Genomic DNA, 24,214 nt, shown 5'->3' on the forward strand with positions numbered 1-24,214 from the left:
GATCAGCCAGCCGCGAGCCGGGCAGGGGGTTTGGCGGCAGACTCGGCGCGGCTGCGCAGGATCAGCATTCGCGCGCCACCGGGCAGAAGCTCGACCCGGTATGTCAGGCTGTGGCCCGGCGCGATCTCGGCGGCTTTGCGCAGCGCGCTTTTCTGCTGGCGCATGCGCAGTTGCTCTTCGACCTCAGTCCAGACAGGCGGCGCGGGCAGGGCCCGAGCGCAGGCGCGCATCAGATCCGAAATCGACATGTCGGCAAAGCAGGTGTCCGGATCGACGCCCAGAAGGTCGATGGCCGAGGTATTGCAGAAGGCGAGAACGCCGTTCGGGCCGATGACCATGACCGCCTCCGGCATGCTGTCCAGCGCCGCCTGCCGCAGATCCAGTTGCGAGCGAAAGCGCCGGGCCAGCATCACCTCGGCCGAGATATCCTCGAAAAGGAACGCGACCGCCCCGTCGGGGTGGGGCCTTCCGGTGACGCGGTAGGTGACGTCGTTGGGCAGCGACCACGTTTCTTGATACAGGCCGCCTTCGGCTGCGCCGATCACCTCGCCAATCTGGGTGCGCCAAGAGGCATAGCTTCGCGGCTCGGGCATGACGCGCCGATCCCTCAACTTGTCGAAGAACGCCATGAGGTCGGGCTGACCGCTCAGGAAATCGACGCCAAGCGAGGTGAGGTCAACAAGGGCCGGGTTGAACAGCGCCAGCTTGCGATTGCGGTCGAAAACGGCGAGGCCGATCGTGAGATAGGCAAAGGTCTTGGTCAGGGTCTGAACGAAATCCTTCTGCATCCGCTCAGCATTGACGACCTTGGTAATATCCGTCGCATGATGCAGCGCACCCCATGAATGCTCTGCCCGGCTGACCTCGTACCAGCGGGTGCGCGCTGCACCTTCGGGCGTAACGGAAAGGCGGGTGACGCCTCCCTTGCCGCTATCGTCATTGGACAGCGTGTCGCTATGGGCCGCAGGATCGAAGGCCACCTTCGAGGCGTCGTTCTGCCAGATGACCTTACCGCCCAGGCCCGTCTTCCAGATGGGATGAGGCGCACGCGCGAATGCGTCGGTGATATCCTCCATGCGGGCCTTGGCGATCAGCATTTCGTGCCGCTCGGCCGGGCAGGCATGCGGTGGATCACTCAGCACGACCCGCGTGCCATGAACACTGCGCACCAATTTGAGCCGCGCGGTGTCATGATCCTCGCGCGGGCGCAGCTTGATCGTGGCGACGGGCGACAGATCACTCAGGCTCTCCGGCAATCCATCAAAGCGCGGGGACAGCCAGTCGCGGATTTTCGGCCAAGTCATTGCCTCGGGCTCGCCTTCTGGCAGCGCCCCGGCGTCGTGATCCGACATGACGTCCCCGTCGAAGAGAAAGACGGCCTCCCCTTTGGGCGGAGACGGTATTTCGGGCGCGCTGCGGGGAGACGGGGCCAGACGCCCGATCAGCCACAATATTCAGCCACAATATACCGAAGGAAATCCCCCCGGCGATCAAGCCCAGTTGTAGCCACAGCATCAGCGCGTCCCCTTCGTCCCTGCCTGGAACTGAATTTGTCCCGACACTGGTTAACGCGCGGTTAAGCAATACACGTAAATCGATACGAAGCCCGGAACGGTCGGAAAATCAGTCGTTTATCGGCATGTTCCGCCCGATGCCGCCAGTCGGGCGATCCTTGCCGACCTCCAGCTCTGCACGGGACCAGACCACTTCGACGACGGCGCCAGTCCTCTCATGCATGCCCGAATCGCCCTGAAAACTGTCCGATCCATTGGCAAAGCTGAGATCTGCGCCCGAGCGCTCCAGCAGCGTCTTGGCGATGAAAAGGCCAAGGCCCATGCCCTCATATTCGGGCCGACGCGATTTGGATCCCAAGCCGCGTGCGCGGCGCGGAATCAGGGGATCTCCGATGCGGCTCAGCAAATGTGGGGGAAATCCCGGCCCGTCATCCATGATGCGCAGCGTGATGCGCGTGGGCGACCAGCGCGTCTCGATCCAGACGCGGGCATCGGCGAAATCGACGGCGTTCTGAATGAGGTTTCGCAGCCCGTGGATCACCTCGGGGCGGCGCAGGATGACCGGCGGGCCGCCCGTATCGCCCCCCACTGCGGCATGGTCGAACAGAAGCGTCTTGCCCCGGTCGGCATGCGGCTCGCCCGCCTCTTCGACGACGGCGGTGAAGGGGGCCTGCCGCAGATGCAGGTCATCCTTGCCGGCCCGGCCCATTGAGCGCAGGATGTCGCGGCACCGGTCGGCCTGCTGGCCGATCAGCAGGGCATCCTCGCGCATGTCGCTGCCCTCGGGCAGATCGCTGGCCAGCTCGGCGCTGGTCAGCTTGATCGTGGCCAGGGGTGTCCCTAGTTCATGCGCGGCGGCGGCGACGACACCGCCCAGATCCGTCAGCTTCTGTTCCCGCGCCAGTGCCATTTGCGTCGCCTGCAGCGCGCCCGACATCGCGCGGATCTCGGTTACGATCCAGCGTGAATAGACGCCGAGGAAGACGATGCCGATCACGATGGCGACCCATGTTCCGAACAGGAAAATCGCGGGCATCTGCATGACAAAGCCGGCCTCGCTGCGCAGATCGAGGTGAAACCGTGCCAGCGCCGTGACGATCAGAATGGCCGTCATGCCCAGAAACAGGGTCGATCGGGACGAGAGAGACGAGGCCGAGACGATCACCGGCCCGACGATCAGAACCGAGAACGGATTGTTCAGCCCGCCGGTGAGATAAAGCAGCAATCCCAGTTGCAGCAGATCGAAGAGCACGACGGCGAGGTTCTCCGTCTCGCTCAGCCGTTTGGTCGCTGGAAAGACCAGCGAGGCGACGAGGTTGCTGACGATGGCCGCGCCGATTACAAGATAGCAAAGACCCGTCTCGATCTCGATGCCCATATAGCGCTCGACCACGATCACCGCCGATATCTGACCGATGATCGCCCACCAGCGCAGCAGGATCAGCGTGCGCAACCGGATCCAGGCGCCACGGCCGCGCGGAGCGACCTCGATCTGCGCGCCTGTCTGCGATAATTCGCCCTGTTGTGTCGGTAGAGGCATGGGGTAGATGTGGCACAATCACATGCACTTGCCCAGCCGGAAGGATTCCCTCATGACCCGCATTTTCGCCATCGCCGCCGGCCTTGCCCTGATCATCGTGCTGGGGGGTATCTACCTGATCACGGCCGGCCGCGACGGGGGCGGGGACTTCGCCCAGTGCCGCAGCACGGCCGTTGCCGATGGCGGCGCAAGCATCGGGGGGGATTTCACGCTGGTCGATGAGACAGGCGCGACCGTCACCAGCGCAGAGGTGCTGGACCAGCCCTCGCTGATTTATTTCGGCTACACCTTCTGCCCCGATGTCTGCCCGCTGGACGTGGCGCGCAACGCCGAGGCGACCGAAATCCTCGAAGAACGCGGGATCATGGTCAAACCGATTTTTATCTCGGTCGATCCGGCGCGCGATACGCCAGAGGTCGTTGCAGATTTCACAGACGCAATGCATCCTCGCATGCTGGGCCTCACCGGCTCGCCCGAGCAGGTCAAAGCCGCCAGTCAAGCGTACCGTACGTTTTACAAGGCCCATGAGCCTGCCGAAGGGGAAGAGGAATACTACCTCGTCGATCACTCGACCTTCACCTATCTGACGCTGCCCGGCCGCGGCTTTGTCGAGTTTTTCCGCCGCGAAACCACGGGCGAGGAGATGGCGGACAAGGTTCAGTGCTTTGTCGAGGCCAGCTGAACGGCGTTTCGCCGTTTGACGCGGAGGCCGGGGCGGCCTAACTCCTATTCAAGCATTCGAGTGAATTGGAGCGCGTGTGATGGCCGAAACCCAGCTGGACCTTGGCAGCGATTCGTCGCTGCTGTTGGTCGATGATGACGAAGCGTTTGTCCGTCGCCTGGCAAAGGCGATGGAAAAGCGTGGCTTCGACGTCGAGGTTGCCACCTCCGTTGCCGAAGGACGGGCCGCGGCGGAGGCCCGCCCGCCGGCCTACGCCGTCTGCGATCTGCGCCTTGAGGACGGCAACGGGCTGGACGTCGTGGAGGTCATCCGCGAGCATCGCCCCGAAAGCCGCGTCGTCGTTCTGACCGGATATGGCGCGATTGCCACCGCCGTGGCCGCGGTCAAGATCGGCGCCACGGATTACCTCTCCAAGCCCGCGGATGCCACCGACATCACCAACGCGCTGATGGCGACGGGTGACGACATGCCGCCTCCGCCGGAAAATCCGATGAGCGCGGATCGCGTGCGGTGGGAGCATATTCAGCGCGTCTATGAGCTGTGTGACCGCAACGTGTCCGAGACCGCCCGGCGGCTCAACATGCATCGCAGAACGTTGCAGCGTATCTTGGCGAAGCGGTCGCCCAGATAACGTATAGCCGCGCGCGTTGCGGCGTTTTTTGAGTATTTTTAGCAAGATGAAGGGCAGGGGGCGCCTGCCCTCCAGAGCTGTGTTCAGCCTTTCAGGCGGCGGTTGCGTGCGGCCAGGAGCTTGAGACGAAGCGCGTTCAGCTGGATGAAGCCGGCCGCGTCCTTTTGATCGTAAGCGCCCGCGTCATCCTCGAACGTCACATGCGCCTCGGAATAGAGCGAATGATCCGACCAGCGACCGACGCAGGTGGCGGCGCCCTTGTAGAGCTTCAGCTTGACGGTCCCGGTCACGTGTTCCTGGCTCTTGTCGATGGCGGCCTGCAGCATCTCGCGCTCGGGCGAGAACCAGAAGCCGTTGTAGATCAACTCGGCATAGCGGGGCATCAGGCTGTCCTTGAGGTGGCCCGCGCCGGAATCGAGCGTGATCTGCTCGATCCCGCGATGCGCCTCAAGCAGGACGGTGCCGCCGGGGGTTTCATAGATGCCGCGCGATTTCATCCCGACAAAGCGGTTTTCGACGAAATCAAGCCGGCCAATGCCGTGCTTCCCGCCCAGCTCGTTCAGACGGGTGAGGATTGTGGCGGGGCTAAGCGCCTCGCCATTGATCGAGACCGCATCGCCGCGCTCGAACCCGATCTCAATGAATTCGGGCGTGTCCGGTGCATCCTCGGGGGATACCGTGCGCTGATAGACGTAATCGGGTGCCATCTCGGCGGGGTCTTCCAGCACCTTGCCCTCGGACGAGGTGTGCAGGAGGTTCGCATCGACCGAGAAGGGCGCCTCGCCACGTTTATCCTTGGCGATGGGGATCTGGTTTTTCTCGGCGAAGTCGATCAGCTTGGTCCGGCTGGTCAGATCCCATTCGCGCCAGGGGGCGATCACCTTGATATCGGGGTTGAGCGCATAGGCCGCCAGTTCGAACCGGACCTGGTCATTGCCCTTGCCCGTGGCGCCATGGGCCACGGCGTCGGCGCCGGTTTCGGCGGCAATCTCGACAAGCCGCTTGGAGATCAGCGGACGGGCGATGGAGGTGCCGAGCAGGTAGAGCCCTTCGTAAAGCGCATTGGCGCGGAACATCGGATAGACGAAATCGCGCACGAATTCCTCGCGCACATCCTCGATATGAATGTTCTCGGGCTTGATCCCGAGGGTGATCGCCTTGTCGCGCGCCGGTTCCAGTTCTTCGCCCTGACCGAGATCGGCGGTGAAGGTGACCACCTCGCAGCCATATTCGGTTTGCAGCCATTTCAGGATGATCGAGGTATCGAGGCCGCCGGAATAGGCCAGCACGACTTTCTTGGGCGCAGACATGTGCATTTCCTTTGTCAGGGTCGCGGCGGGAGGTATCCGGTTTTTTGGCGCTGGGCAAGGTGGGGCAGGATCTGCCGATCATGAGGCGTCGGGGATTTGACCGAGGCTTTCGGATACGAGACCGGCGCATCTGCCCTCTTGCGCGCGCACATTGCTTGGGGCAGGCATGTCGACATGAGTGATTTTCAGCAAAAAGCACGGGCGGCCGAAGCCGCGATGCGTGATGTGTTCGACGCGACGCCCCTGCAACGCAACGAGCATCTGTCAGAGCGCTATGAGGCCAACATCCTGCTCAAGCGCGAGGATTTGACGCCGGTGCGGTCCTACAAGCTGCGCGGCGCGTTCAACGCGATGCGCAAGGTGCTGGCGAAGGGCGGCCCGGCGCCGGTCTTTGTTTGCGCCAGCGCGGGCAATCATGCACAAGGCGTTGCCTTCATGTGCCGCCATTTCGGGGTCGAGGGCGTGATCTTCATGCCGGTGACGACGCCGCAGCAAAAGATCGGCAAGACCCGGATTTTTGGTGGAGACAACATCCGGATCGAGCTGACCGGGGATTATTTCGATGTCACACTCGCCGCCGCGCAGTATTATTGCGCCAGTATGGGCGGGCATTTCCTGTCGCCCTTCGACGATGAGGATGTGATTGAGGGGCAGGCCTCCGTGATGGTCGAGATAGAGCGCGATCTTGGCGGAATGCCGGATCATATCGTCATGCCGGTCGGTGGCGGTGGCCTGTCATCGGGTGTGACAAGCTATCTCGCGGACCGGGCAGAGATAACCTTGGTGGAGCCACAAGGCGGCGCGAGCCTTCAGGCGGCGCTGATGGCGGGCGCGCCGGTGCGGCTGGATCACGTCAACAACTTTGCCGACGGCGCGGCGGTGGCCCAGATCGGCGCCAAGACATTTGCGCGGCTCAGTCATCTTGATCCTGGCCAAGTGGTGACGGTCAACGAGGATCGGCTGTGCACCACGATGATCGAGATGCTGAACATCGAGGGTATCGTGCTGGAGCCGGCGGGCGCGCTGGCGGTGGATGCGCTCAAGGACATGCGCAACCGGATCCGGGGCAAGACCGTGGTCTGTGTCACCTCCGGCGGCAATTTCGATTTCGAGCGTCTGCCCGAGGTCAAGGAGCGTGCCCAGCGCCATTCCGGCGTGAAGAAGTACTTTATCCTCCGCCTGCCGCAGCGCCCCGGTGCGCTCAAGGATTTTCTCAACTTGCTGGGTCCGGATGATGATATCGCGCGGTTCGAGTATCTCAAGAAATCGGCGCGCAATTTCGGTTCGGTCCTGATCGGTATCGAAACCAGCCGCGAAGAGAACTTCGCGCGCCTGCTTACCGCATTTTCGGAGGCGGGATTTACCTATCGCGATATCACCGATGACAGCGTCCTTGCGGAATTCCTGATCTAGTCCCGCTAGCCGGTTCATTCTGCGCCCAGACGTGGCAAGCCGCTGAGAAACTCGGCTTTGGCCGCGTGGTAGCTCGCGATTGTCGCGGGTAGGTCCACGGCATCCGTTCGCCCGTCTGCCGCCGCGGATTCGCCATGCTGGCAAAGGGATGAGAAGGTGGTGAAGCCTAGGTTGAGCGCGCTTCCTTTGAGGAAATGAAGGCGCGATTCCAGGGTTTGTGCGTCGGCGCCGGGTAGCAATTGGGTGATCTCTCCCTCTACCTCCTCCAGAAAAAGCTCCACGACCTCCGCAAAATCGTCGGCGCCGATTTCGCTGCGCAGTTCCGCAATCCTAGCCCAATCAATCATCGCTGTCCTCCTGCTGGGCTTACTTTCCGCAAACGGCGTTAAGGCGACGTTACCGAAATCTTGTTTTTCCGATCGTTGCACGTTCACGGCCTGTTAACGCGCAGTGCGCTAAGTTCCGTGAATTGAGTCCGGAGGGAGCCATTTTGTCCCAGATCACCCATTTATCCGCGCCGCCGGACGCCCCCGTTTCGCCGCGTGCGATTCAGCGCGTTCTGGTCGTGGATGACAGCCGATTGCAGCGCCGCATCCTGGCCGCGTCTCTCAAGAAATGGGGCTTCGCGGTGACCGAGGCGGAGTCGGGCCGCCAAGCGCTTGAGATGTGTCGAGACATGCCCCCCGACCTGGTGCTGAGCGACTGGATGATGCCGGGGATGTCCGGCGTCGAATTTTGTGACGCATTCCGCCGGATGACGCGGGATAGCTATGGCTATTTCATCCTGCTGACCTCCAAGTCCGACAAGGCGGAGATCGCTCATGGGCTTGACGCGGGCGCGGATGATTTTCTGACCAAGCCGGTCGACCCGGGCGAGCTGCGCGCGCGCATCGCCGCCGGCGAGCGCATCCTCGATATGGAGCGCGAACTGACCGAGAAGAACCGCCTTGTCAATTCGACGCTGGACAGGCTTCAGGCGCTTTATGCGTCCCTCGATGCCGACCTGATGGAGGCCAAGAAGCTGCAGCAGTCTCTGGTCAGCGACCGTCACCGTGATTATGGCACGGCAGAGGTTTCGATGATGCTGCGCTCATCCGGGCATGTGGGCGGTGATCTGGTCGGTATGTTTCCGGTCAGCGAGACGCGCATCGGGCTCTATGGCATCGATGTCTCGGGGCATGGCGTCAGCTCGGCCCTGATGACGGCACGGCTGGCAGGGTATCTGTCAGGCGCCGCACCCGAACAGAATGTTGCGCTGAGGCGTCTGGCCGATGGCAGTTATGTGCCGCGCCCGCCTGCTGAAACGATCGCTGCGCTCAATGACCTCTTCCTGAGTGAGCTTGATACCGAGCATTATTTCACCCTCCTCCTTGCGGATGTCGATCTGGCGACGGGGCGGGTCGTGATGGCGCAGGCGGGGCATCCTTACCCCGCCATTCAGCGTGCCAATGGCAGTGTCGAAATGGTGGGCGAGGGCGGGTTGCCCGTTGGATTGATCCCCGGCGCCGAGTATCAGGACTTTGCTGTGCAGCTATATCCGGGCGACAGGCTGATGATCCACTCGGACGGCGTGACGGAGTGCGCCGCGCCGGACGACACGCTGCTCGATGATGCCGGGTTGGCCGATCTGCTAGGCGAGTTGCGTGATGTCAGAGCGCTTTCCTGCCTCGAGGCGCTGGTCTGGAAGCTGGCTGATTTCACCGGAAGCGATACGTTTGCCGACGATGTCTCGGCCATCCTGCTCGAGATCAAGCCAGCGACGCCCACCGTTTGACGAACAGCCGATCGCCCTCGTTGCCAAGTTCACGTGCGGCAGTGCCGGGATCGATGAGCAAAGGTGTATGCCCCGGCTCGGTCGGGGTGCAGAGGGCGCGTACGGGCCGGGCCACGTAGATCGTGCAGAGCTTCTCGGCCCACATGTCGTATTCCGGCATGAAGACAAAGCGGCGAAAGGCGCCGGCGCGGCGTGGGGCGGCAATCGACCAGCCGGTCTCCTCGACGACCTCGCGGTAGAGCGCCTGCAGCGGCGACTCGCCCGGATCGATCCCCCCGCCGGGCAGCTGCAGTTCCGCCTCCGGCGCATGTTGCAGCGTCACCAAGAGCCCGCCATCCATCGGCAGGATCGCATAGACGCCGTGGCGCAGCCGGTAGGACTGTCCCCGCTGCGGCGGCTGGCCCACTCTGGGTATCATCTGGCTCGCTCCTATTGGACGCCGGGTTGCCCCTTCCTATATCTTCGCGATATGCCAATCTCCGGCACATAAGGAAACCCCCATGAGCATCGGTGAAAAAATCGCTTGGGACGACACGGTCTTGCCGTTCCAACTGGACAATTCAGACATCCGGGGGCGCGTCGCGCGACTGGACGGCGTTCTGGACGGTATCCTCAAGCAACATGACTACCCCCCTGTCGTCGAGGCGCTGGTCGCCGAGATGTCGCTGCTGACCGCGCTGATCGGGCAGACGATCAAGCTGCGTTGGAAACTGTCCCTGCAGGTGCAGTCGAACGGCCCGGTGCGCATGATCACCACCGACTATTACGGCCCGCAAGAGGATGGCGAGCCCGCGCGCATCCGCGCCTATGCCAGCTATGACCCGGACCGGCTGACCGAGGCCGACCCGTTCGCGCAGGTGGGTGAGGGCTACTTCGCCATCATGATCGATCAGGGAAAGGGCACAACGCCCTACCAAGGGATCACGCCCCTCGCGGGCGGCAGCCTGCGCGCCTGCGCCGAGGCCTATTTCGCGCAATCCGAGCAGATCCCGACGCGTTTTGCGCTCAGTTTTGGCCGCTCGACCGAGACGGATACGCAGGAACATTGGCGCGCCGGCGGTGTCATGCTCCAGCATATGCCCAAGGCCTCGCCGCTCATGACCCAGCCCGAGGGCGGCACCGGTGATGGCGGTCTGCTTCAGCCCGAGGATGTGGTCCCGGACGGTCTCGAAGGCGAGAACTGGAACCGGGCCAACGTGCTTCTGGACACGGTGGACGCGCTGGAGCTGATCGGACCCAGCGTGGCGCCGACGGATCTTTTGCTGCGCCTGTTCCATGAAGAGGCGCCGCGCGTCTTCGATACGCAGCCTATCCGCTTTGGTTGCACTTGCTCGGAAGAGCGCGTGCGCCAGAGCCTCTCGATCTATTCGGCCAAGGACATCGAGACGATGACCACCGAGGAAGGCCTTGTGACCGCGGATTGCCAGTTTTGCGGCGCCCATTACGAGATGGACCCCGCCACACTGGGGTTCGAGGCGACGGGTGGCAAGGGCGGCGACGACAGCGCATGAGCGGGGATGATGTCATCGCAAGGATCGCCGGCGCGCTGGGCCGGCCCGGCGCGGCGACGTCAGATTTCGATCTGAACCCCGGCACCATCCTGCCCGAGGGGCGCAAGCTGCGCCCCGCCGGTGTGCTGGTGCCGCTGGTGATGACGCGGGGGGACGCGCGCCTGCTGCTGACGCAGCGGTCCTCCGTGCTCAAGCAGCATCCGGGCCAGATCGCGTTTCCGGGCGGCAAGCAGGATGAGAGCGACAGCGATGTCACCGCCGCTGCGCTGCGCGAGGCGCATGAGGAAATCGGGCTTGATCCCGCGAATGTCGAGGTGCTGGGCCATCTGCCCCGGCATGAGACAGTGACAGGCTACCTCGTCACCCCGGTAATCGGCCGTGTTCTTGCGCCGTTCTCGCCGGTGCCGGAGGCCGGCGAGGTGGCCGAGGTCTTTGACGTGCCCTTGGAGCATGTCCTGGCCCCCGCCCAATACCGGATCGAGGCGCGCTACTGGCGCGGGACCATGCGGCGCTACTACACTGTGCCGTACGGGCCCTATTATATCTGGGGCGCGACCGCGCGGATGCTGCGCGCGCTGGCCGACGTGGCGGAGCGCACATGAAGATCGATGCGCCCTGGCTCCATGATGCGCCGATGGCCGCGATTTTTGCCGCGTTCGGCAAGGCGGGCTACCATGCCTATCTGGTGGGCGGCGCGGTGCGCAATACCCTGCTGGGCGAGCCAATCGGTGATCTGGATCTGGCGACCGACGCCACGCCAGAGCAGATGGCGCAGCTGGCAGATGCCGCTGGGCTTAAGGCCATTCCGACGGGCGCGGATCACGGCACGATGACGCTGATTTCGGGCGGGGTGCCGTTTGAAATCACCACCTTCCGCCGGGATGTAGAGACCGATGGCCGCCATGCCACCGTCGCCTTTACCGACGATATCCGGCAGGACGCGCGCCGCCGCGATTTCACGATGAACGCGCTTTATGCCGGCGACGATGGCGCGGTGATCGATCCGTTGGGCGGGCTCTCAGATGCGCTGGCGCGCCGTGTGCGCTTTATCGAGGATGCGGGACAGCGCATTCGCGAAGACTACCTGCGCATCCTGCGGTTCTTTCGCTTTTATGCCCAGTATGGCGGCAGCCGTGGCATCGACCCCGACGGTCTGGCCGCCGTGGCCGAGCATCTGGACGGGCTGGACGATCTCGCGCGCGAGCGTGTCGGCGCCGAGATGATGCGCATGCTGGCGGCGCCCGATCCATCCCGCGCCGTTGCCGCAATGGCGCAGGTCGGTGCGCTGGGCCGTGTTCTGCCGGGCGCGGATCACCGCGCGCTTGCGCCCCTCGTGCACCTGGAAGGTGAGGCGCATTTCGCCCCCGAGCCGGTTCGCCGCCTTGCCGCCCTCGGCGGTAGCGACCCGCGCGATCGGCTTCGGCTCAGCAACGCGGACGCGGCCCGACTGGATGTGCTTACGGGCGGCGTCGGCACCCTCTGCGCGCCTGCGGTTCTGGGGTACCGCCACGGGGCCGAGACTGCGCGCGATATCCTGCTGCTGCGCGCGGCGCTGCTGGAGCAGCCATTGGATGCCGGGGCGCTTCGGGCGGCCGCGTCCGGCGCGCGGCAGGTCTTTCCTGTGCGTGCAGCCGATCTGATGCCCGGCTATCAGGGGGCCGCTCTAGGCGCGCGGCTGAAAACCCTCGAGGCGCGCTGGATTGCGTCGGGTTTTGCGCTGGAGCGCGAAGAATTGTTGGGAAAAGACGCATGAGCTATCTGATCGAACGGCTTGGGCACCAGGGCGACGGGATCGCCGCAGGCCCGGTGTTTGCCCCCATGACCCTGCCGGGCGAGCGTGTGACCGGCACGCTGGAAGGCCAGCGCCTGACCGATATCCGGATCGAAGCGCCCAGTGACCGCCGCGTTGCCCCGCCCTGCCGCCATTTCAAGGCTTGTGGAGGGTGCCAGTTACAGCACGCCGATGACGCCTTCGTTGCGGCCTTCAAGGAGGATGTGGTGCGCACGGCGCTTGCGGCGCACCGGATCGAGGCGCCGTTTCTGCCCATTGCCACCTCGCCCGCCCAGGCGCGGCGGCGGGCCACCCTCTCGGCGCGGCGCACCAAGAAGGGGGCGATGGCGGGCTTTCATGGCCGCGCCTCGGATGTCATCGTGGAAATTCCGGATTGCCACCTGCTGCATCCCGACCTGATGTGCGCCATTCCGGTGGCCGAGGCGCTGGCGTTGAATGCGGCCAGCCGCAAGGGCGCGCTGGATGTCGCCGCCTGCCTGTCTTGGGGCGGGCTGGATGTGAACGTGGTGAATGGCAAGCCTCTTGACGGGCCGCTGCGCATCCTTCTGGCGCAGCTGGCCGAGGCACATGACTTGGCGCGTCTTGCCTGGGATGGCGAGGTGATTGCGACGCGCCGCCTGCCGATGCAACGCTTTGGCGCGGCGGATGTGACACCGCCGCCGGGCGCGTTCCTGCAGGCCACCGCCGAAGGCGAGGCTGCGCTTCTGACCGATGTGCGCGCGGCGCTGGACGGCGCGGGGCATGTCGTCGATCTTTTTGCGGGCTGCGGCACCTTCGCGCTGCCGCTCGCGGATGGCGCGCGGGTCCACGCAGTTGAAGGGGATGCGGGCATGACCGAGGCGCTGGATGCCGGATGGCGCAAGGCGCCGGGGCTGAAACAGGTCAGCGTCGAGACGCGGGACCTTTTCCGCCGCCCGCTGCTGCCGGATGAACTGAAACGCTATGACGGCGCGGTCATCGACCCGCCCCGCGCCGGGGCCGAGGCGCAAATGGCCGAGCTGATCGCGGCAGGCCTGCCCCGCATCGCCTATGTCTCGTGTAATCCCGTAACTTTTGCCCGTGACGCCGCCACTGCCGTTGCGGCGGGATACAGGCTGGATCATCTGCGCGTGGTCGATCAGTTCCGTTGGTCCAGCCATGTGGAACTGGTGGCACAGCTGACGCGGATTTAGGCGACGGAAACCTTTTTTCTCTATCTCAAAGGCCTGCTTTCTGATTATCTAGGCGAAAAACAAATCGAGTAGGGCAAATGAGAATCTGGAAATTTCTGGCTGTCGCGCTGATGGTTGTGGGCCTGTCGGCATGCGGATCAAAGTTCAAGACGTATAAAGGCCCCGAGGTCACGCATGTCTTGGTCAAGAAGACCGAGCGCAAGATGTATCTTTTGCACCACAACCGGGTGCTGGAAGCCTATGATTTCGATCTGGGCTTTGCCCCGTCGGGTCATAAGTACGAGGAAGGCGACGGGCGCACGCCCGAGGGCACGTACCTGATAGACCGGCGCAATCCCAACAGCAAGTTCCACCTGTCGATCGGCATATCCTATCCCAACGCATTCGATCGCGCGCAGGCACGCGCGCTTGAGAAAAGTCCCGGTGGCGACATCTTCATCCATGGCCAGCCGAACGGGTTCCGCGGCCGCAAGGGGCCGGACTGGACTGCCGGATGCATTGCCGTCTCCAACAAGGAGATGGAGTGGATCTATGCCATGGTCGAGGATGGCACACCGATCACGCTCCATCCCTGAGGGGGCGCCCGGCAGCGGGGCGGGCCGGAGTTCTTTTACAAAATGAAAGCGCCGGGCAGTCTCCCTGCTCCGGCGCTTTGCTTTTCACGTGTCGGGCTTTGGGAGCGTCAGCCGCCCATCACCAGGGTCCACCAGATCTTGCCGCCGCTTTCCTGAAGCCAGGAAAAGCCCATGTTGTTGGCTTTGGGCGACAGGATCACGTTGCGCGTGCGCGGCTCTTCCATCCATGCGGCCAAGGTTTCGAGCTCGGTCTCGTAGGTTTCCGAGATCGCCTCGCCGACAAGGCCACCGGTAAACCCGACGCGTTCGACCCGGTCGATGGGCGAGGAGCCGTCCGAACCGAAATGCCACGGTCGGTTCTGCACCGACATGTCGCGCGAATGGGTCGCCGCAGCGGCGTTCAGCTGCGCGTTCAATTGAACCGGCTGTCGGCCGGCGGCGCTGCGCAGGGCATTGACCGAATCCAGCATGCGGTACTGAATGGCCGACGTATCGCCAAAGCCGATGCGATACACTTTGGGCAGCGGCTTTCCATCGGCCCCGATCTGGGGTTGGGACGGCTGCGGGGCGCAGGCACTGAGGGCAAGCAGGGCGGAGACGAGAAGTATCAGAATGCGCGACATGGGCAGGGAACCATCCAGATTGAGTGTTTCGATAATCCCTACAGGCGCGGGCGTTGCGATTCAAACCCACATGAGGGGAACTTCGCCGAGGGCCATTGTTTGAATTGCGACTGCGACTTTCGCGCCATATCATTCCTGCCCATCCATGCAATCCGTTCGCCGGGGAGGCCACCATGACCCATAATTCACTCAAGCCGTTGAACAGACGTAGCTTTTTGGCGGGAACTGCCGCCGTGATCGGGGCACCTGCGCTGGCGCAGAACGTCGGCACGATTGAAATGGAGCAGCCCATCACCTCCAGCGTGCGCCGGAATATATCCAGCTTTCGATCACTGACGTGGCAGCCTTACTTCAAATCCTTGCGAAACGGCGCGGTATTGGTGGACATCGATTCGCGCGCGCTGCATTTCTGGGGTGAGGATGGCAGGACCTACAAGCTCTACCCCTCGTCGATCCCGCTATCCGAGGATCTGACTCGGCGCGGACGCACTCGTGTCGTCCGCAAGGTCGAGGGCCCCAGCTGGAGCCCGACCGCCAATATGCTCCGGCGCAATCCCGACTGGCCGCGCTATGTGCCGCCGGGCCCGGACAATCCGCTGGGAACGCATGCGCTCTATCTGGGGTGGAAATACTACCGCATCCACGGCACGCATGACACACGCAAGATCGGCCGCAAATCCTCGAGCGGTTGTATCGGCCTCTATAATCAGCACATTGCCGAGCTTTTCTCCCTGACCAAAGTGGGCACGCAGGTGTTGCTAATTTGACAATGCCGGGACGTAAGGTCGCACCTGTACCGCGAGTTCAATTGCAATCACGGAAATTTGCTGATCTGTGGGTTGACACGAGGTAAACGTCTTGGGTGCCCGCCGTCGCGAGGTGCGACGACACGCTAATTTCTGGAGGATACTATGAAGAAACTCGTTCTGGCCGCCGCTCTGTCCGCAGCTGCATCCGCTGGCTTCGCCGGCAACATGGAGCCCCCCGTTATGGAAGCTCCGGTCATCGTCGAAGAAACCAATGCAAGCTCGTCCGCCGCCGGCGTCTGGGTTCCGCTGGTTCTGCTGGCGATCGTCGCAGCTGTGATCGCAGCCGACTAAGCATTTCGGGCGGCTCTATTGCGAGCCGCGCAAATGCAGCCAGTCTGATTTCAGACTAAAGAGGCGTCGGACCGCGAGGTCCGGCGCCTTTTGCGTTCAGCTTGCGCCGCGCTTGACCCAGCCCTGCAGATTTTCGCGGATGACATTGGTCAGCGCCTCGATATGCGCGGGGCCGTCATTGAGGCAGGGGATATAAGTAAACTCCTCGCCGCCCGCATGCTCGAAACTTTCGCGGATCTCTTCGTTGATCTCTTCCAGCGTCTCGATGCAATCGGCCGAGAACGCCGGCGCGATGACGGCGATGCGTTTCTTGCCGTCCTCCTTGGCTAGGCGCGCGACCTCTTCGACCGTGTAGGGCTTCAGCCATTCCTCGGGGCCGAACACCGACTGGAAGGTCGTGGTGATCCGGCTGTCGTCCCAGCCTAGACGCTCCTTCAGCAGGCGCGTCGTTTTCTGGCATTGGCAATGATAGGGATCGCCCTGCATCAGGTAGCGCTTGGGCATGCCATGATAGGACACGACGAGGATCTCGGGATCGGCCTCGCCAGCATAGGCCTCCTCGACCGAGCGGGCGAGCGCGTCGATATATTCGGGGTGGTCGAAATAGGGCTCGACGGTGCGCGCGGCAGGCTGGCGCGTTTCCTTCATCAAGGCGCGAAAGAACTGGTCATTCGCCGTGGCCGAGGTTGCCCCCGCATATTGCGGATAGAGCGGGAAGAAGACGATGCGGGTGCAGCCCGCCTCGGTCATCTCGCGCACCTTGGAGTCGGTTGACGGATTGCCGTAGCGCATGCAGAAATCGACCATGACATCTTCGCCGTACTCGGCCGTCAGCGCGGCGCGCAACGCCTCCGTCTGATCGCGTGTGATGGTCATCAGAGGGCTTTCGCCCTTGTCTTCGTTCCAGATGGATTTGTAGGCCGCGCCGCTGGTGAAGGGCCGCTTGGTCAGGATGATCAGTTGCAGCAGCGGCTGCCATTTCCACGGCGAATAGTCGATGACGCGGCGGTCGGACAGGAACTCGTTCAAATAGCGACGCATCGACCAGTAGTCGTAATTGTCCGGCGTGCCCAGATTGGCCAGAAGGATCCCGGTCTTTTCGCGCGGCACCTTGGGGTGATTCTTGGGCGCGTGAACGGGGCGGGTGGCATCCTTGGCAGGCTCTGTCATGGGCTCGTGGTCCTTTGGCTGATGCGCGTGGCGCTGGCTGTGCAACCGGACATAAGCGAAACCGCGCGGGGGTCAATCGCGCAAAGGCGTCTCATCGGTGCCGAGTGCATCGGCCAGCCGCGTCTTGGCCGAGCCGGGGCGCAGCGGCTGAGGTTGCGAGGCATCGGGCGACCAACCGGTGAGGCAGATCAGATCATAGGTGGCGGCAATCCGGCCATCCTCGGTGCCGAAATTCTCGGCATAGATCCGTGCCGCATGATCGAAAAGAGCGCGCCGGGCAAAATGCCGCGGTCGCGCCTGCATCGCATTCACTTCGCCCATCGCGCGCAGATCGTGCATCAGGGCGGTGAGGTTGGCGTAGCTGGCAGTGAGCGGCACGCTGTCGACCACGGGCAGCGTCATGCCCGCCCGTTGCAGCAGCCCGCCCAGTTCGCGCACCTCGCCCGTGGGCACGACGCGCGGCGAAAGGCCGCCCGACAGTTCGGCCTCGGCCTGCGCAAGGCTGGCGCGCAGCTGATGCAGCGTTGTACCGCCCGGCATGATTCCCAGAAAGAGGCCATCGGGGCGCAGCGCGCGGCGCGATTGGATCAACTGGCCAACCGGATCATTGGCCCAGTGCAGCGACATCGCGTGGACGACCAGATCATGCGCGCCCTCTTCCAGCACGAGGGTCTCGTCATCCGGAACGATGGCGGCGCCCTCCACGGCAGCCTGCCAGTGACCGGGCCAGCCCGTCACGATGGCGGGCGCGGTAAATGATTTGTTAACCATTTCCAGACGATCCTGCACCTCGGCGATGGCCGCATCATGCAGGAACATCGCCGCGCCGCGCGCCTTGGCGCGGGCGCGCTGCCGCAAGAGGGCCGCGCGGTCTGTCAGGAGCGTCGTCATAGGGGAGCAGCCTTGATCATGTGGGCGACATATAGATGAAGGCGGCCCGGTTTCAATCCGCGATCCGGCTGATCTACCCGGCGCGCTGCACCTTTTGCGGCGATCTGGTGGATAGTGACTTCGGTCTTTGCGGTCCCTGTTGGCGCGATACTCCGTTCATCGCAGGGCAGACCTGCAACACCTGCGGCGTGCCCCTGCCGGCCGGGCCGGATGCGCCGGGGGATCTGCTGACCTGCGACGACTGCCTGCGCGTGCCGCGTCCCTGGGGGGCCGGGCGCGCGGCGCTGGTCTATGACGGCAATGGCCGGCGCATGGTGCTGAAGCTGAAACATGGCGACCGGCATGACATGGCAGGCCGGCTGCCGTCTGGATGGCGCGCGCGGCGCGGCCTCTCCTGCGGCCCGATACATTGCTGGCGCCCATTCCGCTACATTGGCTGCGCCTGCTGAAACGGCGCTACAACCAGTCTGCCCTGCTGGCCCGCGCCGTGGCGCACGAGGTGGATCGCCCGATCTGCCCCGATCTGCTGATCCGCCCGCGTGCAACGCCGTCGCTGGGCGGAATGGGCCGCGATGCACGCTTTGCCACGATGGAGGGGACAATCCGCGTGCATCCCAAGAGGCGCCACCGGCTGGCCGGGCGGCACGTTTTGCTGGTGGATGATGTGATGACCTCGGGCGCGACCCTGTCGGCGGCGACCGAGGCTTGCCTTGCCGCAGGTGCGGCGGGCGTTGATATTCTGGTACTGGCGCGGGCCGCCAAGGATGCCTAGATTCGGGGGCAAACCCCGGATACAAGGATTGCCCGCATGGCCCCCGTCGAAATCTACACCTCCCCGCTTTGCGGTTTTTGCACCGCGGCCAAGCGCCTCTTGTCCCAAAAGGGCGTCAACTTTTCCGAAATCGACATTGCTCGTCAGCCCGAGCGCCGGGCCGAGATGGTGCAGCGCGCGAATGGCGGGCGCACCGTGCCGCAGATCTTCGTGGGCGAGGTTCATGTCGGCGGGTGTGACGAGCTCTTCGCGCTGGAGCGGGCGGGCAAGTTGGACGCGCTTCTCGCGGCATGAGGGCCGCGCTGATCCAGCTGTGCAGCGGCGATGATCCTGCCGCGAACCTCCGCCAGACGCTGCCTCTGATCGAAGAGGCGGCAGGGGGCGGGGCCGAATTCGTCCTGACGCCGGAGGTGACGAATTGTGTGTCGTCCAGCCGCACGCGGCAGAAAGAGGTTCTGGCGCTGGAAGGCGATGACATCACCCTCGCCGCGCTGCGGGACGCGGCTGCGCAGCGTGGCATCTGGCTGCTGATCGGCTCGCTCGCGCTCAAGACGGGGGATGCGGATGGCCGCTTTGCCAATCGCTCGTTCCTGATCGCACCCGATGGCACCATCGCGGCGCGTTATGACAAGATCCACATGTTCGACGTGACTATCAGCGACAGCGAAAGCTATCGCGAATCGGCGGGCTATCGCCCCGGCGGCGGGGCGGTACTGGCACAGACCCCCTTTGCCGCGGTGGGCATGACTATCTGTTATGATGTCCGTTTCCCGCATCTCTACCGCAACCTTGCCCAGAAGGGCGCGCAGATCCTGACCGTGCCTTCGGCATTCTCGCCCGTCACCGGCGCCGCGCATTGGCACACATTGCTGCGCGCCCGCGCGATCGAGACGGGCGCCTACATCCTTGCCCCCGCGCAGAGCGGCACGCATGAGGCAAGCGCGGGCAAGCCGCGCCAGACCTATGGTCACAGTCTGGCCGTCGCGCCCTGGGGCGAGGTTCTGGCCGATGGCGGCAAGGGGGTAGGGGTGATTTACGTTGATCTGGACATGGCCGAAGTGGCACAAGCGCGCCAGCGCATTCCCGCGCTGATACAAGATCCGGAATTCGGCGGCCCCTGATGGAAGACACGCCCACCAATGCCCTGGCCGTCGCGCTCTTCAGCGAGATCCTGACCAATGATCAGCTGATCCGCAATCAGCTGAGCCGCGTTCTGCCGAAGGGGATGGAGGTCTCGCATTTCTCGGTATTGAACCATCTGGCAAGGGCAGGGGTGGAGCGGAGCCCCGCGGAGCTGGCCAAGAATTTTCACGTCACACGCGGCGCCATGACCAACACCCTGCACAAGCTGGAATGGGCGGGATATGTCCACATCCGTCCCGATTGGGACGATGCGCGACGCAAGCTGGTTTCGATCAGCCCGGTCGGCCGCACCGCGCGCGATGCCGCCGTCGCCTCGATCACGCCGCTGATCTCCGAGGTCGTGGCCGAGCTGGGCGAGGGGCAGGTACGCGCCGCGCTGCCGGTGCTGCGCAGCCTGCGCGCCCGCTTGGAGCCTAAGGACTAGGCTGGCCTGCGGCTGGCCGTCACGTAATTCACGCTCAGATCCCGGTCCGAGATCGACCATTTCCAGCTGATGGGATTGAACACGAAGCCCTTACGATCCACCGGCTCAAGGCCTGCTTGCGACAGAAGCTCGTAGAGCTCATCCGGCGTGATGAATTTCGCCCAGTCATGCGTGCCCTTGGGCAGCCAGCGCATCACATGTTCGGCGCCGATGATGGCCATCATGTAACTTTTCGGATTGCGGTTGAGGGTCGAGCAGACCTGAAGGCCGCCCGGCTTCAGCAGGTCATGGCAGGCGGTCAGATAGGCCAGCGGGTCGGCGACATGCTCGACCACTTCCATGTTCAGCACGGCGTCGAACTGCTCGCCCGCCTCGGCCATCGCCTCGGCGGTGGTGTGGCGGTAGTCAATGGTCAGCCCCGACTGCTCGGCATGAAGGCGAGCAACGGGAATATTGCGCTCGGCCGCGTCGGCGCCGACCACGGTTGCGCCAAGGCGCGCCATCGGCTCGGCCAAGAGGCCACCGCCGCAGCCGATATCGAGGATGCGCAGCCCCTTGAATGGCGCGTCTTCGCTAAGGTCACGCTCGAACTCGGCGGCGATCTGCTGCGTGATGTAGTCGAGGCGGCAGGGGTTCATCATGTGCAGAGGCTTGAACTTGCCGGTGGGGTCCCACCATTCCTCGGCCATTGCCTGAAACTTGGCGACTTCGGCATCGTCTATCGTGGATGCTGCCCTTTGCATTCCGCATTCCCCTGTGTTCAGTTGTGCCGGCTGGCACACCGTTTGTGGCTGTTGCCCGCAGTACATAACATAGGGCGGGCATGGATAAAATCTCGGGACCAAAGAGCGCAGTCCAGTATCTCTATCCGCCGGTCGAGCCGTTTGACCGCCGGATGTTGGACGTGGGTGATGGCCACGAGGTCTATGTCGAGCAATCGGGCAACCCGGACGGCATGCCGGTCATCGTGTTTCACGGCGGCCCTGGCGGCGGGTGTAGCCCCGCGATGCGCCGCTATTTCGACCCGAAAACCTACCGCATCATCCTCTTCGATCAGCGCGGCTGTGGCCGGTCGAAACCGCATGCGTCGGTCGAGGCCAACACCACATGGCATCTGGTGGATGATATCGAGTTGATCCGCGAGACGCTTGAAATCGACCGCTGGGTGATTTTCGGCGGCAGCTGGGGTGCAACGCTGGCGCTGATCTATGGCATCACGCACCCCGCGCGCTGCCGGCATCTGGTGCTGCGCGGCGTCTTTACCATGACGCGAGGAGAGCTCGATTGGTTCTATGGCGGCGGTGCTGGACGCTTCTGGCCCGAACCGTGGTCCCGATTTGAAGCGCTGATTCCCGAAGGCGAGCGCAGCGACATGATTGCGGCCTACCACAAGCGCCTTTTCTCCGGCGATCAACACACCGAGGTTCTGCATGCCAAGGCCTGGAGCGGTTGGGAAAACGCGCTGGCCACTGTGCGATCCTCCGGGATGGGCGGCGACAGCCCCGCCGAATACGCCCGCGCCTTTGCCCGGCTTGAGAATCACTATTTCATCAATGCCGGGTTTCTCGAACATGACGGCTGGATCATCGACAATATCGCCGCTCTGGCCGAGGTGCCCGGCGCAATTGTGCAAGGCCGCTATGACATGATCTGCCCGCCGATGACGGCCCACGCGCTGTCTCATGCGTGGAAGGGATGCCAATTGCACATGATCCCCGTTGCGGGTCATGCCCTGTCAGAGCCAGGCATCAGCGCCGAACTGGTGCGGATTATGGATGCGCTAAGGCGCGCTTGATCGCCGGCCCGGGTCATGGCCCTTGCATCCCGGCGCGCCCCTCGCTATATCCCCTCTCAATAGCGGCGCTCTTCGGGTCCACACCGAAGGGTACCACCGGATAATTCAACGGGCCGCGCGCCCGTTTTTTTGTGCTTTCCGATCCTGAACAAGACTGACCCGAGACCCATGACCAACGACCTTATCGCCAAAGCCGCCATCGACCGCCGCATGGCCGAGATCATCACCCCGGTGATCGAGGATCTGGGGCTGGAGTTGGTGCGCGTGCGCCTGATGGGCGGCAAGTATCATACGCTGCAGATCATGGTCGACCGTCCCGACGGCGGCATCGAGGTGGATGAATGCGCCAAGGTCTCGACCGCCGTCAGCGCCACGCTGGATGTCGAGGATCCGCTGACCGATCCCTATACGCTCGAAGTCAGCAGCCCCGGCATCGATCGGCCCCTGACGCGGCTCAAGGATTTCGAGGCGTTCGAGGGCTATGAGGCCAAGATCGAGACGAATGAGCTTGTGGGCGGACGTAAACGCTTCAAAGGTGTTCTGGCCGGTGTCGAGGGCACCGAGGTGTTGATCAACGTGGAAGAGGGCACCATCGGCCTCGAATTCGACTGGCTGGCCGATGCCAAGCTGGTTCTGACCGATGAGCTGATCAAGGAAATGCTGCGTCAGCGCAAGGCGGCGGGCAGCATCAACGAAACCGATTTTGACGAAATCCAGACTGATACCGGTTCTGAGGAGGACTGAAATCCATGGCAATTACATCCGCAAACCAGCTGGAGCTGTTGCAGACCGCCGAGGCTGTCGCCCGCGAAAAGATGATCGACCCCGGTCTGGTGGTCGAGGCGATGGAAGAATCGCTCAGCCGCGCTGCCAAGTCGCGCTACGGCGCCGAGATGGATATTCGCGTCAGCATCGACCGCAAGACAGGCCGCGCGACATTCACCCGCGTTCGCACTGTGGTCGAAGATGACGCCGTCGAGAATTATCAGGCCGAGTTCACCGTCGATCAGGCCAAGCAATACATGGACGACCCCAAGGTCGGCGACGAGTTCATTGAGGAAGTCCCCCCCGTAGAGATGGGCCGTATCGCCGCGCAATCGGCCAAGCAGGTGATCCTGCAAAAGGTTCGCGAAGCCGAGCGGGACCGCCAATTCGAGGAATTCAAGGACCGCGCCGGGACCATCATCAACGGTCTGGTCAAGCGCGAAGAGTATGGCAACGTCATCGTCGATGTGGGCCGCGGAGAGGCCATCCTGCGCCGCAATGAGAAGATCGGCCGCGAGGCGTATCGCCCCAATGACCGCATCCGCTGCTACATCAAGGACGTGCGCCGCGAGCAGCGCGGCCCGCAGATCTTCCTGTCGCGCACCGCGCCCGAGTTCATGGCCGAGCTTTTCAAGATGGAAGTGCCCGAAATCTACGATGGCATCATCGAGATCAAGGCCGTCGCCCGCGATCCCGGCAGCCGCGCCAAGATCGCCGTCATCAGCTATGACAGCAGCATCGACCCGGTCGGCGCCTGCGTCGGCATGCGCGGCAGCCGCGTTCAGGCCGTCGTGAACGAGCTTCAGGGCGAGAAGATCGACATCATCCCGTGGAACGACGATCAGCCCACCTTCCTCGTGAACGCGCTGCAACCCGCCGAGGTTTCGAAGGTCGTTCTCGACGAGGAAGCCGGCAAGATCGACGTCGTCGTGCCTGAGGATCAGCTTAGCCTTGCCATCGGCCGTCGCGGCCAGAACGTGCGTCTGGCCAGCCAATTGACCGGCCTCGACATCGACATCATGACCGAGGCCGAGGATAGCGAGCGTCGCCAGAAGGAGTTCGAAGAGCGCACCAAGCTCTTCATGGACAACCTCGACCTGGACGAGTTCTTTGCCCAGCTTCTGGTGTCCGAAGGCTTCACCAACCTCGAAGAGGTCGCGTATGTCGAGCTGGACGAGCTGCTGGTCATCGACGGCGTCGATGAGGACACCGCCGGCGAATTGCAGGCCCGCGCCCGCGATATCCTCGAGGCGAAGGCCAAAGAGGCGCTGGACAAGGCCCGCGAGCTGGGTGTCGAGGACAGCCTGGTTGAATTCGAGGGCCTGACACCCCAAATGGTTCTGGCGCTGGCCGAGGATGGCGTCAAGACTCTGGAAGACTTTGCGACCTGCGCGGACTGGGAGCTGGCCGGCGGCTGGACCGTTCAGGATGGCGAGCGCATCAAGGATGACGGCCTGCTCGAGCCCTTCGACGTCTCTTTGGAAGAAGCGCAGGACATGGTGATGACTGCGCGCGTCCTTCTAGGCTGGGTCGATCCGACCGAACTGGAAGAAGGCGCCGATGACGGCTCCGAGGGCGCAACCGATGAGGAGGCCGAGGCCTGATCGCAGGCCTCGG

Annotated in this window: 26 protein-coding genes and 1 pseudogene; 18 read left to right on the top strand and 9 right to left on the bottom strand. The window is 63.6% G+C overall.

What is annotated here, in order from left to right; genetic code table 11:
- Window positions 1-2: 2 nt before the first annotated feature.
- Window positions 3-1,352, bottom strand: coding sequence for a PAS domain-containing protein (locus ACEWPL_RS08020; RefSeq protein ID WP_393933242.1), 1,350 nt, complete (start codon window positions 1,350-1,352; stop codon window positions 3-5).
- 271 nt (window positions 1,353-1,623) lie between these two features.
- Window positions 1,624-3,054, bottom strand: a complete 1,431-nt coding sequence (gene regB, locus ACEWPL_RS08025) for a sensor histidine kinase RegB (RefSeq protein ID WP_393933244.1) — start codon at window positions 3,052-3,054, stop codon at window positions 1,624-1,626.
- A gap of 52 nt (window positions 3,055-3,106) precedes the next feature.
- On the opposite strand from regB, the gene ACEWPL_RS08030 reads away from it, so the two are divergent.
- The gene (locus ACEWPL_RS08030; RefSeq protein ID WP_393933246.1) at window positions 3,107-3,736 is read left to right on the top strand and encodes an SCO family protein; all 630 of its coding nucleotides are present in this window, start codon (window positions 3,107-3,109) and stop codon (window positions 3,734-3,736) included.
- Between the two features lie 79 nt (window positions 3,737-3,815).
- The gene (locus ACEWPL_RS08035; RefSeq protein WP_393933248.1) at window positions 3,816-4,367 is read left to right on the top strand and encodes an ActR/PrrA/RegA family redox response regulator transcription factor; all 552 of its coding nucleotides are present in this window, start codon (window positions 3,816-3,818) and stop codon (window positions 4,365-4,367) included.
- An 83-nt stretch (window positions 4,368-4,450) separates the two neighbouring features.
- On the opposite strand, the gene ACEWPL_RS08040 is transcribed toward ACEWPL_RS08035, so the two are convergent.
- Window positions 4,451-5,677 (bottom strand): argininosuccinate synthase, encoded by a 1,227-nt coding sequence (locus ACEWPL_RS08040; protein WP_393933251.1) that lies wholly within the window; start codon window positions 5,675-5,677, stop codon window positions 4,451-4,453.
- Between the two features lie 174 nt (window positions 5,678-5,851).
- Here ACEWPL_RS08040 and ilvA point away from each other — a divergent pair, with 174 nt between their 5' ends.
- A complete protein-coding gene (gene ilvA, locus ACEWPL_RS08045) occupies window positions 5,852-7,090 on the top strand; it encodes a threonine ammonia-lyase IlvA (protein ID WP_393933253.1) in 1,239 nt (412 codons plus the stop codon).
- Between the two features lie 14 nt (window positions 7,091-7,104).
- Here the strand turns inward: ilvA and ACEWPL_RS08050 are convergent, their stop codons facing one another.
- Window positions 7,105-7,437, bottom strand: coding sequence for an Hpt domain-containing protein (locus tag ACEWPL_RS08050; protein WP_393933255.1), 333 nt, complete (start codon window positions 7,435-7,437; stop codon window positions 7,105-7,107).
- A 143-nt stretch (window positions 7,438-7,580) separates the two neighbouring features.
- On the opposite strand from ACEWPL_RS08050, the gene ACEWPL_RS08055 reads away from it, so the two are divergent.
- A complete protein-coding gene (locus ACEWPL_RS08055; RefSeq protein WP_393933257.1) occupies window positions 7,581-8,864 on the top strand; it encodes a PP2C family protein-serine/threonine phosphatase in 1,284 nt (427 codons plus the stop codon).
- Here the strand turns inward: ACEWPL_RS08055 and ACEWPL_RS08060 are convergent.
- The gene (locus tag ACEWPL_RS08060) at window positions 8,839-9,282 is read right to left on the bottom strand and encodes an NUDIX domain-containing protein (RefSeq protein ID WP_393933259.1); all 444 of its coding nucleotides are present in this window, start codon (window positions 9,280-9,282) and stop codon (window positions 8,839-8,841) included. The genes ACEWPL_RS08055 and ACEWPL_RS08060 overlap by 26 nt on opposite strands.
- Window positions 9,283-9,364: 82 nt before the next feature.
- Here ACEWPL_RS08060 and hslO point away from each other — a divergent pair, with 82 nt between their 5' ends.
- From hslO to ACEWPL_RS08085, 5 genes are all read left to right on the top strand, one after another.
- Entirely contained in the window at window positions 9,365-10,375 is a 1,011-nt protein-coding gene (hslO, locus tag ACEWPL_RS08065; protein WP_393933261.1) for an Hsp33 family molecular chaperone HslO, read from the top strand.
- A complete protein-coding gene (locus ACEWPL_RS08070) occupies window positions 10,372-10,977 on the top strand; it encodes a CoA pyrophosphatase (protein WP_393933263.1) in 606 nt (201 codons plus the stop codon). The genes hslO and ACEWPL_RS08070 overlap by 4 nt, the downstream gene beginning before the upstream one ends.
- Complete coding sequence (locus tag ACEWPL_RS08075; protein WP_393933265.1) at window positions 10,974-12,128, top strand: CCA tRNA nucleotidyltransferase; 1,155 nt, start codon at window positions 10,974-10,976, stop codon at window positions 12,126-12,128. Before ACEWPL_RS08070 ends, ACEWPL_RS08075 begins: the two co-directional genes overlap by 4 nt.
- On the top strand, window positions 12,125-13,339 hold the full coding sequence (locus ACEWPL_RS08080; protein WP_393933267.1) for a class I SAM-dependent RNA methyltransferase: 1,215 nt from the start codon (window positions 12,125-12,127) through the stop codon (window positions 13,337-13,339). The genes ACEWPL_RS08075 and ACEWPL_RS08080 overlap by 4 nt, the downstream gene beginning before the upstream one ends.
- A 77-nt stretch (window positions 13,340-13,416) precedes the next feature.
- Complete coding sequence (locus tag ACEWPL_RS08085; protein ID WP_393933269.1) at window positions 13,417-13,914, top strand: L,D-transpeptidase family protein; 498 nt, start codon at window positions 13,417-13,419, stop codon at window positions 13,912-13,914.
- Window positions 13,915-14,021: 107 nt separating this feature from the next.
- Here the strand turns inward: ACEWPL_RS08085 and dalA are convergent, their stop codons facing one another.
- Window positions 14,022-14,537 carry a divisome-associated lipoprotein DalA gene (dalA, locus tag ACEWPL_RS08090; RefSeq protein WP_393933271.1) on the bottom strand — a complete coding sequence of 172 codons (516 nt, stop codon included), beginning with the start codon at window positions 14,535-14,537 and terminating at the stop codon, window positions 14,022-14,024.
- Window positions 14,538-14,710: 173 nt separating this feature from the next.
- Here dalA and ACEWPL_RS08095 point away from each other — a divergent pair, with 173 nt between their 5' ends.
- Window positions 14,711-15,304, top strand: coding sequence for a L,D-transpeptidase family protein (locus ACEWPL_RS08095; RefSeq protein ID WP_393933273.1), 594 nt, complete (start codon window positions 14,711-14,713; stop codon window positions 15,302-15,304).
- A gap of 144 nt (window positions 15,305-15,448) precedes the next feature.
- Window positions 15,449-15,637: a hypothetical protein gene (locus ACEWPL_RS08100; protein WP_393933275.1), complete on the top strand. Its 189-nt coding sequence runs from the start codon at window positions 15,449-15,451 to the stop codon at window positions 15,635-15,637.
- Between the two features lie 96 nt (window positions 15,638-15,733).
- Here ACEWPL_RS08100 and hemH read toward each other — a convergent pair whose 3' ends face one another.
- Window positions 15,734-16,807: a ferrochelatase gene (gene hemH / locus ACEWPL_RS08105; RefSeq protein WP_393933277.1), complete on the bottom strand. Its 1,074-nt coding sequence runs from the start codon at window positions 16,805-16,807 to the stop codon at window positions 15,734-15,736.
- Window positions 16,808-16,879: 72 nt separating this feature from the next.
- The gene (locus ACEWPL_RS08110) at window positions 16,880-17,698 is read right to left on the bottom strand and encodes a methyltransferase domain-containing protein (RefSeq protein ID WP_393933279.1); all 819 of its coding nucleotides are present in this window, start codon (window positions 17,696-17,698) and stop codon (window positions 16,880-16,882) included.
- 35 nt (window positions 17,699-17,733) lie between these two features.
- Here ACEWPL_RS08110 and ACEWPL_RS08115 point away from each other — a divergent pair.
- From ACEWPL_RS08115 to ACEWPL_RS08130, 4 genes and pseudogenes are all read left to right on the top strand, one after another.
- A pseudogene (locus ACEWPL_RS08115) lies at window positions 17,734-18,470 on the top strand (double zinc ribbon domain-containing protein).
- A 36-nt stretch (window positions 18,471-18,506) separates the two neighbouring features.
- Window positions 18,507-18,764 carry a glutaredoxin 3 gene (gene grxC, locus ACEWPL_RS08120; RefSeq protein ID WP_393933281.1) on the top strand — a complete coding sequence of 86 codons (258 nt, stop codon included), beginning with the start codon at window positions 18,507-18,509 and terminating at the stop codon, window positions 18,762-18,764.
- Window positions 18,761-19,591: a carbon-nitrogen hydrolase family protein gene (locus ACEWPL_RS08125; protein ID WP_393933283.1), complete on the top strand. Its 831-nt coding sequence runs from the start codon at window positions 18,761-18,763 to the stop codon at window positions 19,589-19,591. Before grxC ends, ACEWPL_RS08125 begins: the two co-directional genes overlap by 4 nt.
- Window positions 19,591-20,037, top strand: coding sequence for a MarR family winged helix-turn-helix transcriptional regulator (locus tag ACEWPL_RS08130; RefSeq protein ID WP_393933285.1), 447 nt, complete (start codon window positions 19,591-19,593; stop codon window positions 20,035-20,037). Before ACEWPL_RS08125 ends, ACEWPL_RS08130 begins: the two co-directional genes overlap by 1 nt.
- Here ACEWPL_RS08130 and ubiG read toward each other — a convergent pair.
- Complete coding sequence (gene ubiG / locus ACEWPL_RS08135; RefSeq protein ID WP_393933287.1) at window positions 20,034-20,780, bottom strand: bifunctional 2-polyprenyl-6-hydroxyphenol methylase/3-demethylubiquinol 3-O-methyltransferase UbiG; 747 nt, start codon at window positions 20,778-20,780, stop codon at window positions 20,034-20,036. The genes ACEWPL_RS08130 and ubiG overlap by 4 nt on opposite strands.
- Window positions 20,781-20,860: 80 nt before the next feature.
- Between ubiG and pip the strand changes: the two genes are divergently transcribed.
- The 3 genes from pip to nusA all read left to right on the top strand — a co-directional run bounded on the left by pip (window position 20,861) and on the right by nusA (window position 24,201).
- Window positions 20,861-21,832, top strand: a complete 972-nt coding sequence (gene pip / locus ACEWPL_RS08140) for a prolyl aminopeptidase (RefSeq protein ID WP_393933289.1) — start codon at window positions 20,861-20,863, stop codon at window positions 21,830-21,832.
- A 168-nt stretch (window positions 21,833-22,000) separates the two neighbouring features.
- Window positions 22,001-22,576 (top strand): ribosome maturation factor RimP, encoded by a 576-nt coding sequence (gene rimP, locus ACEWPL_RS08145; RefSeq protein ID WP_393933291.1) that lies wholly within the window; start codon window positions 22,001-22,003, stop codon window positions 22,574-22,576.
- 5 nt (window positions 22,577-22,581) lie between these two features.
- A complete protein-coding gene (gene nusA, locus ACEWPL_RS08150) occupies window positions 22,582-24,201 on the top strand; it encodes a transcription termination factor NusA (RefSeq protein WP_393933293.1) in 1,620 nt (539 codons plus the stop codon).
- Window positions 24,202-24,214: the final 13 nt, after the last annotated feature.

Origin of the sequence: Roseovarius roseus, from assembly GCF_043355935.2 — a bacterium.
Lineage (GTDB): Bacteria > Pseudomonadota > Alphaproteobacteria > Rhodobacterales > Rhodobacteraceae > Roseovarius > Roseovarius roseus.